This window comes from Enterobacter cloacae complex sp. IR5458 (genome assembly GCF_049238025.1).
GTDB lineage: Bacteria > Pseudomonadota > Gammaproteobacteria > Enterobacterales > Enterobacteriaceae > Enterobacter > Enterobacter kobei.
This window is the reverse complement of sequence record NZ_JBMKIF010000013.1, coordinates 60,653-75,056: the sequence shown is the minus strand read 5'-3', so window position 1 is coordinate 75,056 and position 14,404 is coordinate 60,653. Positions and strand designations below refer to the sequence as shown.

14 protein-coding genes are annotated in these 14,404 nt (G+C 55.4%); 11 read left to right on the top strand and 3 right to left on the bottom strand.

Annotation, left to right across the window (positions count from 1 at the left end):
- Positions 1-117 precede the first annotated feature (117 nt).
- Positions 118-1,863, top strand: coding sequence for a gamma-glutamyltransferase (ggt, locus tag ACOTYN_RS12715; protein ID WP_176261101.1), 1,746 nt, complete (start codon positions 118-120; stop codon positions 1,861-1,863).
- Positions 1,864-1,950: 87 nt separating this feature from the next.
- Here the strand turns inward: ggt and yhhY are convergent, their stop codons facing one another.
- A complete protein-coding gene (yhhY, locus tag ACOTYN_RS12710) occupies positions 1,951-2,439 on the bottom strand; it encodes an N-acetyltransferase (protein ID WP_014882131.1) in 489 nt (162 codons plus the stop codon).
- Positions 2,440-2,695: 256 nt separating this feature from the next.
- Between yhhY and ACOTYN_RS12705 the strand changes: the two genes are divergently transcribed.
- The 5 genes from ACOTYN_RS12705 (at position 2,696) to gntU (ending at position 7,637) form a co-directional block, all read left to right on the top strand.
- Positions 2,696-3,733: an oxidoreductase gene (locus tag ACOTYN_RS12705; protein ID WP_071922694.1), complete on the top strand. Its 1,038-nt coding sequence runs from the start codon at positions 2,696-2,698 to the stop codon at positions 3,731-3,733.
- A 123-nt stretch (positions 3,734-3,856) separates the two neighbouring features.
- Positions 3,857-4,552, top strand: a complete 696-nt coding sequence (locus tag ACOTYN_RS12700; RefSeq protein ID WP_000639796.1) for a pirin family protein — start codon at positions 3,857-3,859, stop codon at positions 4,550-4,552.
- A 91-nt stretch (positions 4,553-4,643) separates the two neighbouring features.
- Positions 4,644-5,639: a gluconate operon transcriptional repressor GntR gene (gntR, locus tag ACOTYN_RS12695; protein ID WP_014882133.1), complete on the top strand. Its 996-nt coding sequence runs from the start codon at positions 4,644-4,646 to the stop codon at positions 5,637-5,639.
- A gap of 126 nt (positions 5,640-5,765) precedes the next feature.
- A complete protein-coding gene (gntK, locus tag ACOTYN_RS12690) occupies positions 5,766-6,293 on the top strand; it encodes a gluconokinase (RefSeq protein ID WP_014882134.1) in 528 nt (175 codons plus the stop codon).
- A 3-nt stretch (positions 6,294-6,296) separates the two neighbouring features.
- On the top strand, positions 6,297-7,637 hold the full coding sequence (gene gntU / locus ACOTYN_RS12685) for a gluconate transporter (RefSeq protein ID WP_014833577.1): 1,341 nt from the start codon (positions 6,297-6,299) through the stop codon (positions 7,635-7,637).
- A gap of 126 nt (positions 7,638-7,763) precedes the next feature.
- Here the strand turns inward: gntU and plsB are convergent, their stop codons facing one another.
- Positions 7,764-10,184 (bottom strand): glycerol-3-phosphate 1-O-acyltransferase PlsB, encoded by a 2,421-nt coding sequence (gene plsB / locus ACOTYN_RS12680; protein ID WP_014882135.1) that lies wholly within the window; start codon positions 10,182-10,184, stop codon positions 7,764-7,766.
- A 154-nt stretch (positions 10,185-10,338) separates the two neighbouring features.
- Between plsB and ACOTYN_RS12675 the strand changes: the two genes are divergently transcribed.
- From ACOTYN_RS12675 to ACOTYN_RS12660, 4 genes are all read left to right on the top strand, one after another.
- Entirely contained in the window at positions 10,339-10,707 is a 369-nt protein-coding gene (locus ACOTYN_RS12675; protein WP_014882136.1) for a diacylglycerol kinase, read from the top strand.
- Positions 10,708-10,815: 108 nt separating this feature from the next.
- Positions 10,816-11,424 carry a transcriptional repressor LexA gene (lexA, locus tag ACOTYN_RS12670; protein WP_014882137.1) on the top strand — a complete coding sequence of 203 codons (609 nt, stop codon included), beginning with the start codon at positions 10,816-10,818 and terminating at the stop codon, positions 11,422-11,424.
- 63 nt (positions 11,425-11,487) lie between these two features.
- Positions 11,488-12,825 carry an MATE family efflux transporter DinF gene (gene dinF, locus ACOTYN_RS12665; protein ID WP_014882138.1) on the top strand — a complete coding sequence of 446 codons (1,338 nt, stop codon included), beginning with the start codon at positions 11,488-11,490 and terminating at the stop codon, positions 12,823-12,825.
- Between the two features lie 120 nt (positions 12,826-12,945).
- On the top strand, positions 12,946-13,155 hold the full coding sequence (locus ACOTYN_RS12660; protein WP_014882139.1) for a CsbD family protein: 210 nt from the start codon (positions 12,946-12,948) through the stop codon (positions 13,153-13,155).
- Positions 13,156-13,203: 48 nt separating this feature from the next.
- Here the strand turns inward: ACOTYN_RS12660 and zur are convergent, their stop codons facing one another.
- On the bottom strand, positions 13,204-13,716 hold the full coding sequence (zur, locus tag ACOTYN_RS12655) for a zinc uptake transcriptional repressor Zur (protein WP_014882140.1): 513 nt from the start codon (positions 13,714-13,716) through the stop codon (positions 13,204-13,206).
- 115 nt (positions 13,717-13,831) lie between these two features.
- Here zur and ACOTYN_RS12650 point away from each other — a divergent pair, with 115 nt between their 5' ends.
- On the top strand, positions 13,832-14,320 hold the full coding sequence (locus tag ACOTYN_RS12650) for a cupin domain-containing protein (protein ID WP_014882141.1): 489 nt from the start codon (positions 13,832-13,834) through the stop codon (positions 14,318-14,320).
- The last annotated feature ends 84 nt before the right edge of the window (positions 14,321-14,404 follow it).

Sequence of the window (14,404 nt, the reverse complement as noted above, 5' to 3'; positions counted from 1 at the left end):
TTCCTCCTGTTGAGGTCTCTCTTAAGTTTACCCTGATTTCACCATGACGATGATTTTTTAGGAGTTGTGAACCAGGCTTAAGCGGGGAATATGGATCCCTTCACCTGGAGAACAATAATGATGAAACCAACGTTTTTGCGCTGGGTCGCCATCGCCGCGCTGATGGCAGGCGGGACATTTAGCGTGGCGGCCAACCCGCCAGCGGCTCCGCCAGTATCGTATGGCGTGGAGGAAGATGTTTTTCATCCCGTGCGGGCAACCCACGGTATGGTGGCGTCCGTGGATGCGCTGGCAACCCATGTGGGCGTCGACATTCTCAAACAGGGCGGTAACGCGGTAGATGCGGCGGTCGCGGTGGGATATGCACTGGCGGTAACGCACCCGCAGGCGGGGAATCTGGGTGGCGGCGGCTTTATGATGCTGCGCACCAAAGACGGCAAAACGACCGCCATCGACTTCCGCGAAATGGCGCCTGCTCAGGCGTCCCGCGATATGTTCCTCGACGACCAGGGGAACCCGGACAGTAAAAAATCCCTGACTTCCCATCTCGCAAGCGGCACGCCGGGCACCGTGGCGGGCTTCTCGCTGGCGCTGGAGAAATACGGCACCATGCCGCTGAACAAAGTGGTGCAGCCAGCCATTAAACTGGCCCGGGACGGCTTTGTGGTGAATGACGCTCTGGCGGACGATCTCAAAACCTACGGCAGTGAAGTGATTCCCAATCACGAAAACAGTAAAGCCATCTTCTGGAAAGACGGCGAGCCGTTGAAGAAGGGCGATAGGCTGGTGCAGAAGAACCTCGCCAAAAGCCTTGAGCTGATAGCTGAAAACGGTCCGGACGCGTTCTACAAAGGGGCGATTGCTGACCAGATTGCTGAAGAGATGAAGAAAAACGGCGGGCTCATCACCAAAGCGGACCTGGCCGAGTACAAGGCGGTAGAGCGTGAGCCAATTAGCGGAACCTATCGCGGCTACGAAGTCTTCTCGATGCCACCGCCGTCCTCCGGCGGGATCCACATCGTGCAGATCCTCAATATTCTTGAAAACTTCGATATGCATAAGTTCGGCTTCGGCAGCGCGGATGCGATGCAGGTAATGGCGGAGGCCGAAAAACGCGCCTACGCCGACCGCTCGGAATACCTCGGTGACCCGGACTTCGTGAAGGTGCCGTGGCAGGCGTTGACCAACAAGGCATATGCCAAATCCATTGCTGATGAGATCGACATCAACAAGGCTAAACCGTCCAGCGAGATCCGCCCCGGCAAGCTGGCACCGTATGAAAGCAACCAGACCACCCACTTCTCGGTGGTGGATAAAGACGGTAACGCGGTGGCGGTGACCTATACGCTCAACACGACCTTTGGTACCGGGATTGTGGCGGGCAACAGCGGCATTCTGCTTAACAACGAGATGGATGACTTCTCTGCCAAGCCGGGCGTGCCGAACGTTTACGGTCTGGTCGGCGGCGATGCGAATGCGGTTGGGCCGAAGAAGCGACCGCTGTCATCCATGTCACCCACTATCGTGGTGAAAGACGGTAAAACCTGGCTGGTCACCGGCAGTCCTGGCGGAAGCCGGATTATCACTACGGTATTGCAGATGGTGGTCAACAGTATCGATTTTGGGATGAATGTCGCCGAAGCGACCAACGCGCCGCGTTTTCATCACCAGTGGCTGCCGGATGAACTGCGCGTTGAGAAGGGCTTTAGCCCGGACACCATCAAACTGCTGGAGCAACGTGGACAGAAGGTGGCGGTAAAAGAGGCGATGGGCAGCACCCAGAGCATTATGGTCGGGCCGGACGGCGCGCTGTTTGGGGCGTCGGACCCGCGCTCGGTGGATGATTTAACAGCGGGGTACTGATTTTGTTGCCCGGTGGCGCTGCGCTTACCGGGCCTACAACGGCACGAATGTAGGCCGGGTAAGGCGAAGCCTCCACCCGGCAACAAACTACTTCATTCTCGCCATATAATACGCATCCACATACTCACCGTTGCGCAGGGCGTAGCGCTTGCCAGTACCTTCAATCTCGAATCCGTGTTTTTTGTACACGGCTATTGCCGGCTCGTTATCCACAAACACCGTTAATTCGATGCGGTCGACGCGCAGCCAGTTGTCGCACATGTCGATCATGGTGCGGATCAGCGCGCTGGCGACGCCGCGGTTGTGCCACTGTGCGCCTACGCAGATACCAAAATCGGCCACGTGGCTGCGGCGCGGGCGCTGGGCAACATCAATGGTGAGGTGCCCAACCACGATATCGTCAATACAGGCAACCAGTTGCTTAATACCGGGCTGGTCGCCTAGCCGCATCTGCCACATTTCCAGCGAAGGGTGAGGAACCTGTAGCGTGTTGTGGTACACCTCCGGCTGGGCGTGGATCTGACGAATGGCGTCATAATCTTTCGGTTCCGCGTGGCGTATCACAATCTCACTCATCCCTTGTTCCTCAGTCAGTTAAATGTCCCTCTCAACATCAATGACTTTAAAATTTGAGTCAACCGCTATTTTTTGCAAAAAGTATTGGACAAGTGCGAATGAGAATGATTATTATTGCTCTGCATTCAGGAAGACCCCTACGGGAACCTGAAAGCACGACATTGCTCACATTGCTTCCAGTATTACTTTAGCCAGCTTTTAGCTGGCTTTTTTTTTGTTATGGTTAGACTCAATAACCTTCCAAAAGGACTGAGCCATGACACTACATTGCGCATTTATTGGATTTGGTAAAAGTACGACCCGCTATCACCTGCCGTATGTTCTCAACCGTAAAGACAGCTGGCACGTCGCGCACATTTTCCGCCGCCGCGCGAAGCCGGAAGAGCAACTCCCGCAGTACTCCCATATTCATTTCACCAGCGATCTCGATGAGGTGCTTAACGACCCGCAGGTCAAGCTGGTGATTGTCTGCACCCACGCCGACAGCCATTTTGACTATGCGAAACGCGCGCTGGAAGCGGGCAAAAACGTGCTGGTGGAAAAACCGTTCACCCCAACCCTTGCCGAAGCGAAAGCGCTGTTCGCGCTGGCAAAAAGCAAAGGGCTAACCGTGACGCCGTACCAGAATCGTCGCTTTGACAGCTGTTTCCTGACGGCGAAAAAAGCGATTGAAAGCGGTAAGCTCGGTGACATTGTGGAAATCGAAAGTCACTTTGATTACTACCGTCCGGTAGCGGAAACCCAACCCGGGCTGCCTCAGGATGGCTCTTTCTACGGGCTTGGCGTGCACACCATGGACCAGGTCATCTCCCTGTTTGGCCGGCCGGACCACGCTGCGTATGACATTCGCAGTCTGCGCAATAAAGCCAACCCGGACGATACCTTTGAAGCGCAGCTGTTTTACGGTGACCTGAAAGCCATCGTCAAAACCAGCCATTTGGTGAAAATCGACTATCCGAAATTTATCGTTCACGGCACCCGTGGCTCGTTCATCAAGTACGGTATCGACCAGCAGGAGACGAGTCTGAAGGCCAACATTATGCCGGGTGAACCGGGCTTTGCGGCGGATGATTCCGTGGGCGTACTGGAATATGTCAACGACGAAGGCGTAACGGTCAAAGAAGCGCTGAAGCCGGAAACCGGCGACTATGGTCGCGTCTACGATGCGCTGTTTGAAACGCTGACCCGCGGGGCACCCAATTACGTCAAGGAATCTGACGTTCTTACCAACCTCGAACTGCTCGAGCGGGCGTTCGAACAGGCTTCTCCTGCCACGATCACCCTCGCGAAATAAGCAAAAACGGCTCCTCTGCGCTTGTTCACAATTTTTGAACAGAGGAGTCAATTTTCACCCTCTATGATCCCAGGCTGTTTGCGTCCACACTTACTCCATCGAAACGAACTGAGGGTGAAAACAATGATCTATTTACGCAAAGCAAACGAACGTGGTCACGCGAATCATGGCTGGCTGGACTCATGGCATTCATTCTCGTTTGCCGACTACTACGACCCGAACTTCATGGGCTTCTCTGCACTGCGCGTCATTAACGACGACGTGATTGATGCAGGTCAGGGCTTCGGTACCCACCCGCACAAAGACATGGAAATCCTGACCTATGTGCTGGAAGGGGCGGTTGAGCACCAGGACAGCATGGGCAACAAAGAGCAGGTTCCGGCGGGCGAGTTCCAGATCATGAGCGCGGGTACCGGGGTGCGTCATTCCGAGTACAACCCGAGTAAAACGGAAAAACTGCACCTGTATCAAATCTGGATCATTCCAGAAGAGACCGGCATCACGCCGCGCTATGAGCAGCGCCGCTTCGACGCCAAACAGGGCAAACAGCTGGTGCTGTCCCCGGATGCGCGTGAAGGTTCCCTGAAAGTGCATCAGGATATGGAGCTGTACCGCTGGGCGCTGGCGAAAGATGAACAGTCTGTGCATCAGATTGCCGCTAACCGCCGCGTCTGGATCCAGGTAGTGAAAGGTGAGGTGTCCATCAACGGCACCAAAGCCACCACTGCCGATGGTCTGGCGATCTGGGATGAACAGGCACTCTCCGTGCATGCCGACAGCGAAAGTGAAATCCTGCTGTTTGACCTGCCGCCGGTCTAAATAATTTCTCAACCTTCCCTTTAAACGGGGAAGGTTGAGCTTTGTCCGTGATAAACTGAGCAAATCTCTCACTTCAAGATTTCTCAGGACGATGAAAAAGAAACGCCCCGTACTTCAGGATGTCGCCGATCGCGTCGGTGTGACCAAAATGACGGTCAGCCGCTTTTTACGTAACCCGGAACAGGTTTCCGTGGCGTTGCGTGGCAAGATTGCCGCAGCCCTTGATGAACTGGGTTATATCCCCAACCGCGCCCCCGATATTCTCTCCAATGCGACCAGCCGTGCGGTGGGTGTCCTCCTGCCTTCCTTAACCAACCAGGTTTTCGCCGAGGTGCTTCGCGGCATTGAAAGCGTCACCGATGCGTTTGGTTACCAGACCATGCTCGCCCACTACGGGTACAAGCCGGAGCTGGAAGAAGAACGTCTTGAATCCATGCTTTCCTGGAACATCGACGGCCTGATTTTAACCGAACGTACGCACACCGCCCGCACGCTCAAAATGATTGAAGTGGCGGGTATTCCGGTGGTGGAGCTGATGGACAGCCAGTCGCCGTGCCTCGACATCGCCGTGGGTTTTGATAACTTCGAAGCGGCACGTCAGATGACGGCGGCCATCATCGCCCGGGGACATCGTCATATCGCCTATCTGGGCGCGCGTCTTGATGAACGTACTATCATCAAACAGAAGGGATACGAGCAGGCGATGCTCGACGCGAACTTAACCCCGTACAGCGTAATGGTTGAGCAGTCCTCTTCCTATACGTCGGGTATTGAGCTGATGCGTCAGGCGCGACGCGAGTATCCGCAACTGGACGGTATTTTCTGTACCAACGATGACCTTGCGGTCGGTGCAGCGTTCGAATGCCAGCGTCTGGGGCTGAAGATCCCGGAAGATATGGCGATTGCGGGTTTCCACGGCCATGACATCGGCCAGGTGATGGAGCCGCGTCTGGCGAGCGTGCTGACACCGCGTGAACGTATGGGCCGCATTGGCGCAGAACGCCTGCTGGCGCGCATTCGTGGCGAGACGGTTACGCCTAAGATGTTAGATTTAGGTTTCACCTTGTCACCGGGTGGATCTATTTGAGCTGACAAATTTGAACTAGCTCACACTTATTCACTTCGCGCACGTTTGGATATTGCTTCTCTTTTGCCCCGGCAGGACAATGTTACCGATAACTGTTACCCGTAACAATTGACTGAGGGACACCCTTTGAGCACGACTAATCATGATCACCACGTTTACGTCCTGATGGGCGTGTCCGGTAGCGGTAAATCTGCCGTGGCGAGCGAAGTGGCGCATCAACTCCAGGCTGCGTTTCTTGATGGTGACTTCCTCCATCCGCGCAGCAACATCATGAAAATGGCCTCCGGCGAGCCGCTGAACGACGACGATCGCAAACCGTGGCTGCAGGCGCTGAACGACGCCGCATTCGCCATGCAGCGTACCAACAAAGTTTCGCTGATCGTCTGCTCCGCGCTGAAAAAAACCTACCGCGATCTGCTGCGCGACGGCAACCCGAACCTCTCTTTCATCTACCTGAAAGGCGATTTCGAGGTGATTGAAAGCCGACTGAAGGCACGTAAAGGTCACTTCTTCAAAACCCAGATGCTGGTGACGCAGTTCGACGCGCTCCAGGAGCCGGGTGAAGATGAGAAAGACGTCTTAGTGGTTGATATCGATCAGTCACTGGAGGGTGTTGTAGCCAGCACCATCGAGGTCATTAATAAAAGGCAGTAAGTTTTGAGTACATTAACGCTAGTTTTGACAGCAGTGGGTTCGGTATTGCTGCTGCTGTTTTTAGTGATGAAGGCGCGTATGCACGCCTTCGTTGCTTTGATGGTGGTTTCTATTGGTGCAGGTCTCTTTTCCGGTATGCCGCTCGACAAGATCGCTGCGACGATGGAAAAAGGGATGGGAGGTACGCTCGGCTTCCTGGCGATAGTGGTCGCGCTGGGCGCGATGTTTGGCAAGATTTTACATGAGACGGGCGCGGTCGATCAGATTGCCGTCAAGATGCTGAAATCCTTCGGCCACAGCCGCGCGCACTATGCGATTGGTCTGGCGGGTCTGATTTGCGCGCTGCCGCTGTTCTTCGAGGTGGCGGTTGTGCTGCTGATTAGCGTGGCATTCTCTATGGCGCGTCATACCGGTACCAACCTCGTGAAGCTGGTCATTCCGCTGTTTGCGGGCGTGGCGGCAGCGGCAGCGTTTCTGTTGCCTGGGCCCGCGCCGATGCTGCTGGCCTCCCAGATGCACGCTGACTTTGGCTGGATGATCCTGATTGGCCTGTGCGCCGCGATCCCGGGAATGATCATTGCCGGCCCGCTGTGGGGCAACTTCATTAGCCGTTACGTTGAGCTGCACATTCCGGATGACATCACCGAGCCGCATCTGGGCGAAGGCAAAATGCCGTCCTTTGGCTTCAGTCTGTCACTGATCCTGCTCCCGCTGGTCCTCGTGGGTCTGAAAACCATCGCAGCGCGTTTTGTGCCGGTGGGCTCTACCGCCTACGAATGGTTTGAGTTCATTGGTCACCCGTTTACGGCGATCCTGGTGGCGTGTCTGGTGGCTATTTACGGCCTGGCGATGCGTCAGGGAATGCCGAAAGACCGCGTGATGGAGATCTGCGGTGCCGCGCTGCAGCCTGCGGGTATTATCCTGCTGGTGATTGGTGCCGGTGGCGTGTTCAAGCAGGTGCTGGTGGATTCTGGCGTGGGCCCGGCTCTGGGTGAAGCGCTGACCGGAATGGGCCTGCCGATTGCGGTAACCTGCTTCGTGCTGGCGGCGGCTGTGCGTATTATCCAGGGTTCCGCCACCGTGGCGTGTTTAACCGCCGTGGGTCTGGTAATGCCGGTGATTGAACAGCTGAACTACTCCGGTGCGCAGATGGCAGCGCTGTCTATCTGTATCGCGGGCGGTTCAATTGTGGTCTCTCACGTTAACGACGCTGGCTTCTGGCTGTTCGGTAAATTTACCGGCGCCACCGAAGCGCAAACCCTGAAAACCTGGACGCTGATGGAAACCATCCTCGGTACGACGGGTGCGATTGTCGGGATGATTGCCTTTACGTTGCTGAGCTGAATGCGGTGATTTAACCCGGCTCAAAAATAAAGCCCGGTAGCGTTAACGCTGACCGGGCCTTAATCTTTTCATCTTATGGAGAACATCAGGCCGGGAAAGGTGAAACCACCACCCGGCTTTTTTACATCACTCGCCCTGCGTCGCGCTCTCAATCGTCAAGCGCACATCTGACGTAATCAGCTCTGCCAGCATCTGGTAAACCTTCAGCGTCTCTTCTGGCTCGGCATCGCCCGTATCACTGATGAAGCCTTCATCACGCAGCGTCAGCACGAGGGAACTGAAGACCGCTTTGTCGAAGAATTCTGGTGCGTTAATGCCGTGCAGCACAGACAGGCGCTGTGCCAGCGTCCGGCTCTCTTTCTCCAGCGTACCGCGGTTGATCGACGGGTTCGCACTCAGCAGCCAGAACGTAATGGCGTAGCGCTGCAGCGTTTCGCGCGCGCCGGCCGCCAGCAGCTGCAGGGTTCGGGAGCGTGACGGATTGATATGCAGCTCATCGTTGGCAACGGTGATCAGCCCCTGACGACGAAGTTCTTCCGTCAGTTTATCCAGCTCAACGGCCAGCTCATCTTTGCTCCAGCGCAGGAACAGCTCCGCTTTCAGCATCGGATAGAGCGTATCAACGTGACGCAATAGCTCCTGACGTGAAATGTGGCGATGCTGGGTAATGATGGCCGCCATCAGCGACGGCAGCATCAGCATATGCGCGATGTTGTTGCGATAGTACGTCATCAACACGGCCTGTTCGCGCGGCAGAATGATGATGTCGCCGATCGTGTCCTTCTCGACTTCAAACTTGTTCATCTGCAACGCGTGATCGATGAGCTCGCTGGCGGTAGCCGCAGGAACCGTTGAATCAACCGAGTAAGGCACGTTGCGCATCATGTCCAGGTAGCAGTCCAGCTGCTCCGTGAGCTGTTCACGGGTCAGGGAGCGCTGACGAGAAGCCAGTAGCGCGGTACAGCACAGGTTCATGGCGTTAGCCGCCCCCGCGTTGTTAATACGCACCATCAGCTCGGATGCAATGCCGTTAACCGTTGGCGTCAGCCAGGCAGGACGAACCGCTTCGATAGGATCGATGGATTCGCGCCACTCCGGAACGTGATGATTCAGGTACGTCATCAGCGGCATTGGCTCGCCAAAGTTCACGTAGCCCTGACCCAGGTTGCGTAACTTGCTCAGGCCGCGCAACATCTGCGGCAGGCTCTCTTTCTCTTTGGTTGCGCCACGCAGTTCTTTGGCATACGTACCCACTTCCATGACGTGCTCATAACCAATGTAGATAGGCACCAGCGTGATCGGACGGGTTCCGCCGCGCAGCATCGCCTGAATGGTCATCGACAGCGTGCCGGTCTTCGGATCAAGCAGACGTCCGGTACGGGAGCGACCACCCTCCACGAAGTACTCCACGGAATAGCCGCGGCTGAACAGTTCGCCCAGATACTCGCGGAACACGGTGGAGTAGAGCTTATTGCCCTTGAAGGTACGACGGATAAAGAAGGCGCCCAGGCGGCGGAAGATCGGGCCCGCTGGCCAGAAATTCAGGTTAATACCGGCCGCGATGTGCGGTGGTACCAGCCCCTGGTGATAGAGCACGTAGGAGAGAAGCAGGTAGTCCATGTGGCTGCGGTGGCAGGGGACATAGACAATTTCATGGCCATCATGCGCCAGCTGGCGTACACGCTCGGCGTTATGAACGTTGATGCCCTGATACAGGCGGTTCCAGGTAAAGCCGAGAATACGATCGGAAAGGCGAATCATCTCGTAAGAAAAGTTCGCGGCAATCTCTTCCATCAGCGCAATGGCGTTCTGCTGGGCTTTCTCATGCGAAATCTTCTTGCTACGCGCTTCGTCTTCAACGGCGCGGGCTATCGCTTTGGAGGCCAATAGTTTGTTGAACAGGTCCTGACGCGCCGGGAGTCGTGGCCCGACGGCCGCGAGGCGCTGACGGGCGAAGTGCATACGTGCTACGCGCGCCAGCTTCTGCGCGATGATCTTGTCGGTACCGTGCTCATCTGCCATTCGGCGCAGTGAAACGGAAGGGGAGAAGCGCACAAAGCTGTCGCGTCCCAGCCAGGAGACCGCGAAGAACTTCTGGATGCCGTTAAGCATACGCAGCGGCGGATTCTCTTCGCCTTTTTCACGGCCCGGACGGCGGCCAAACATCACCGATACCGGCACCATCTGCACATCCAGATCGGGATTGCTGCGGTGCAGGTCGAGATAGTCGTGGAACAGCTTAATGGACTCTTCTTTTGGCGTGTAATAGGTAAACACACGCGGCCCGCCATGAATGAACACGTAGCGCGGCAGCAACGTGCCGTCGACTTCCAGCGGTTCAAGCGGGTCAGGTAAGTCATGCGCCAGACATTGGGCGCGAAGGGTCAGTAAGTCTGCCTTCGAGTTATAAGGCAAAACGTACATAATAGGACGCGACGTATCGAGCCCCAATTCCAGCGCGGGTTCTGCTGGGATAGACTTGCTTTTTACCAGGATGCTTAATGGTAAATTAAGTAATTTGTAGTAAATTCGTGGCCAGCCGGACATAAACGATGTAAAGCCTCTGGTTAATAATGCAATTGCGGCGCAAGGATAACAGAAAGCGCGCAAAATTTCTGTTGTTACCCGTCATACTTCAGGCTGTAGCGAAACGCGCTACAGTTCCTGTTACTGACGCTTTTTTTCATAAAAGGTTCTTTTAATGGCCAATAATACCACTGGGTTAACGCGTATCATCAAAGCCGCCGGCTATTCATGGAAAGGTTTCCGTGCCGCGTGGATCAACGAAGCCGCCTTTCGTCAGGAAGGTGTCGCCGCTATCATCGCGGTCATCATCGCCTGTTTCCTTGATGTCGATGCTATTACCCGCGTACTTCTCATCGGTTCCGTGCTTCTGGTGATGATAGTGGAAATTCTCAATAGCGCTATTGAGGCCGTTGTTGACCGTATTGGCTCAGAGTTCCACGAGCTCTCCGGTCGCGCGAAAGACATGGGTTCTGCCGCTGTGCTGCTGGCGATTATCACTGCAGTCATTACCTGGGTCACGCTGCTTTGGTCACATTTCCGATGAGCCTCGAGGAATAATTAAGTCCCTGGTTTTTTGTGCAGTTTTTGGTTCCAAATTCACCTTTGACTGTATATACTCACAGCATAACTGTATATACACCCAGGGGGCGGAATGAAAGCATTAACGACCAGGCAGCAAGAGGTGTTTGATCTCATTCGGGATCATATCGGCCAGACGGGTATGCCACCCACGCGTGCGGAAATCGCTCAGCGTCTGGGCTTCCGTTCTCCGAATGCTGCCGAAGAACACCTGAAAGCGCTGGCACGTAAGGGCGTGATTGAAATTGTTTCAGGCGCGTCACGCGGTATCCGCCTGCTGGTGGAAGAAGAGACGGGCATTCCGCTGATAGGCCGTGTTGCTGCGGGTGAGCCGCTGCTGGCGCAGCAGCATATCGAAGGCCACTACCAGGTTGATCCTGGTATGTTCAAGCCGAGCGCAGATTTTCTGCTGCGCGTAAGCGGCATGTCGATGAAAGATATCGGCATTCTCGACGGCGATCTGCTGGCGGTACACAAAACGCAGGATGTGCGTAACGGCCAGGTGGTGGTCGCGCGCATTGATGACGAAGTGACCGTTAAGCGTCTGAAAAAGCAGGGTAACACCGTTCAGTTGCTGCCCGAAAACAGCGAGTTCTCTCCCATTGTGGTCGATCTCCGCGAACAGAGCTTCTCTATCGAAGGTCTGGCGGTCGGTGTGATTCGCAACGGTGAATGGCTGTAATCTCTTCCTGACAGGCTACGGTTCCGCTGTAGCCTGCCTTATTGACCACTCCCGGTGTTTCTCATGTCACTGCTGACGGCATCCGATAAGGCATTGTGGCGTCTTGCACTGCCGATGATTTTCTCCAATATCACCGTGCCCTTGCTGGGTCTGGTCGACACGGCCGTTATTGGGCATCTCGATTCCCCTGTCTATCTTGGCGGCGTGGCGATTGGCGCGACGGCAACCAGCTTCCTCTTTATGCTGCTGCTCTTTTTGCGCATGAGCACCACCGGACTCACGGCACAGGCGTATGGTGCAAAAGATCCGTTACGCCTGGCGCGGGCGCTGGTGCAGCCGCTGATTCTTGCGTTGGGCGCGGGCGCGTTAATCGTTTTACTCCGCGATCCCCTGATTGACCTTGCGCTCCATATCGTTGGCGGCAGTGAGGCGGTACTGGAGCAGGCGCGACGTTTTCTCGAAATCCGCTGGCTCAGTGCGCCCGCTTCGCTGGCAAATCTGGTTCTGCTGGGTTGGTTACTGGGCGTTCAGTATGCTCGTGCGCCAGTGATTCTGCTGGTCGTGGGAAACCTGCTCAACATCGTGCTGGATCTCTGGCTGGTGATGGGCCTCCATATGAACGTGCGGGGCGCGGCTCTGGCGACGGCGATTGCTGAATACGGGACCTTTGTGATGGGGCTGTGGATGGTCTGGCGCGTGCTGGCGATGCGCGGGATCTCCCTCGCGCTGCTGAAAACCGCATGGCGCGGCAATATCCGTAAGCTGCTGGCGCTTAACCGTGACATCATGCTGCGCTCGCTGCTTCTGCAACTCTGCTTCGGCGCGCTGACGGTCTTCGGTGCACGGCTGGGGCCTGAAATCGTCGCGGTCAACGCGGTATTGATGACGCTGCTGACGTTTACCGCCTATGCGCTGGACGGCTTTGCCTACGCGGTTGAAGCACATTCGGGGCAGGCGTATGGCGCGCGTGAAAGCGGGCAGCTTCATGATGTCTGGCGGGCAGCCTGCCGTCAGTCAGGACTGGTAGCGCTGGTGTTTGCCGTGGTCTATGCCTGCTTCGGCGAACAGATTGTTGCCTTACTGACCTCTCTTCCTGCGCTGCGCGAACTGGCGAGCCACTATCTCATCTGGCAAGTCATCTTACCGGTGGTGGGTGTCTGGTGTTATCTGCTGGACGGCATGTTTATTGGTGCGACGCGCGGGGCGGAAATGCGTAACAGTATGGCCGTTGCGGCGGCGGGATTTGGCCTGACGCTGCTGACGCTTCCCTGGCTGGGGAATCACGGTTTGTGGTTGGCGCTTGCGGTCTTTCTCTCTCTGCGTGGCTTGTCGCTGGCTTTTATATGGCGCCGCCACTGGCAAAACAATACCTGGTTTCCTTCGCGTCACGATATATCGTGATGGTTAAAGATTCCGAATATGAAATCAACCGCCGAATCCTTAACTACAATAATTATCACGTCCAGCAGAAAAGAACGTAACGGACGTTACGACCCGACGCTTAACTAAGAGGACACGATGATGAATAAAGACGAAATCGGCGGCAACTGGAAGCAGTTCAAAGGTAAAGCGAAAGAACAGTGGGGTAAGCTGACGGATGACGATATGACCGTCATTGAAGGTAAGCGCGATCAGCTTGTCGGTAAAATTCAGGAACGTTACGGCTACGCGAAAGATCAGGCGGAAAACGAAGTCAAAGACTGGGAAACCCGCAACGATTACCGCTGGTAACGCTGAATAACCTACTGGGGCGGCTTCAGGCCGCCTTTTCTTTTGCTGCTAACGCGGCTTTTTTTTCACCAGAATAGAGTGGTCATGCTGACACTCATCCTGATGTCGACACGCTTCCACCTCGACACACGCTGAACACAGCCCGTGTGCTTCAATCACATTATGACGCAGGGCAAACCCCATTCTTGCCGCCAGCGTATGCATAATGTCTTCCACGCCTTCCGCAGCTTCTTCTTTCACTACGCCACAACGGTCGCAGATAAACATGGCCGACGTGTGGGTGGGCTGATCGAAAAGATGGCACAGTACATAGCTGTTTGTGGATTCCACTTTATGAACAAATCCTTGTTCCAGCAGGAAATCCAGTGCGCGATACACTGTCGGCGGTTTAGCCTGCGGCTCGCTTTCGCGGAGCAGGTCGAGCAGGTCATAGGCGCTGATGGCACCCTGTTGCAGGCTCATCAGACGTAAGACTTCAAGGCGCTGCGGAGTCAGGCGCACATTGCGTTGCGCGCACAGCTTTTCGGCCTGTGCTAACAGCTCTTTTGTGGACTTATCCATTGAGCACCTCGGATGTTCTGGGACGTAAAACCCTCACTTTATCATGTTCTGGTAAAAACACCGATATCCGTCAGGCTGTGCTATACCTGACGCATCGCAAATCGGGAATATCATTATGAAAAAACCAGACTGTATTAAGCACTGGCGCGACATAGAAGGACCGGATGACGCCACCTACCCCGACAGTAATGAGCTCTTTTCTATCGGTGCACCGCTGGCCCGCAGCCTTGGCCTCCGACGTATCGGCATTCATCATGAGCGTTTATTGCCCGGGCGTCGGACATCCTATCCCCATGCAGAGAGTGACGAAGAAGAGTTTATCTACGTGCTTGAGGGCTATCCTGAAGCCTGGATTAATGGCTATTTGTGGAAACTTGAACCCGGCGACAGCGTGGGATTTCCTGCCGGAACCGGCGTCTGCCATACCTTTATCAACAACACGGATGAAGAGGTTCGGTTACTGGTGGTGGGCGAGGCTAACAAGAAGCACAACCGCATCTACTATCCGCTCAATCCGGTCTATGCCGCCACGCGGGAGGATCGCTGGGTTGACCATCCTCCGCAGTTTTTTGGCCCGCATGATGGAAAACCTGTGAAAAAATAATTTCCTCTTCTATAAATATTGAAGGCCGTCACAAATTACAACAGGCCGTAAGGGAATTTCACTTAGGGAAAGAAATAGCGGGTC

Bases quoted from the DNA above. Each gene is read 5' to 3' on its own strand.
- ggt (WP_176261101.1), top strand. From the start codon at position 118: ATGATGAAACCAACGTTTTTGCGCTGGGTCGCCATCGCCGCGCTGATG.
- yhhY (WP_014882131.1), bottom strand. From the start codon at position 2,439: ATGAGTGAGATTGTGATACGCCACGCGGAACCGAAAGATTATGACGCC.
- ACOTYN_RS12705 (WP_071922694.1), top strand. From the start codon at position 2,696: ATGACACTACATTGCGCATTTATTGGATTTGGTAAAAGTACGACCCGC.
- ACOTYN_RS12700 (WP_000639796.1), top strand. From the start codon at position 3,857: ATGATCTATTTACGCAAAGCAAACGAACGTGGTCACGCGAATCATGGC.
- gntR (WP_014882133.1), top strand. From the start codon at position 4,644: ATGAAAAAGAAACGCCCCGTACTTCAGGATGTCGCCGATCGCGTCGGT.
- plsB (WP_014882135.1), bottom strand. From the start codon at position 10,184: ATGTCCGGCTGGCCACGAATTTACTACAAATTACTTAATTTACCATTA.
- ACOTYN_RS12675 (WP_014882136.1), top strand. From the start codon at position 10,339: ATGGCCAATAATACCACTGGGTTAACGCGTATCATCAAAGCCGCCGGC.
- lexA (WP_014882137.1), top strand. From the start codon at position 10,816: ATGAAAGCATTAACGACCAGGCAGCAAGAGGTGTTTGATCTCATTCGG.
- dinF (WP_014882138.1), top strand. From the start codon at position 11,488: ATGTCACTGCTGACGGCATCCGATAAGGCATTGTGGCGTCTTGCACTG.
- ACOTYN_RS12660 (WP_014882139.1), top strand. From the start codon at position 12,946: ATGAATAAAGACGAAATCGGCGGCAACTGGAAGCAGTTCAAAGGTAAA.
- zur (WP_014882140.1), bottom strand. From the start codon at position 13,716: ATGGATAAGTCCACAAAAGAGCTGTTAGCACAGGCCGAAAAGCTGTGC.
- ACOTYN_RS12650 (WP_014882141.1), top strand. From the start codon at position 13,832: ATGAAAAAACCAGACTGTATTAAGCACTGGCGCGACATAGAAGGACCG.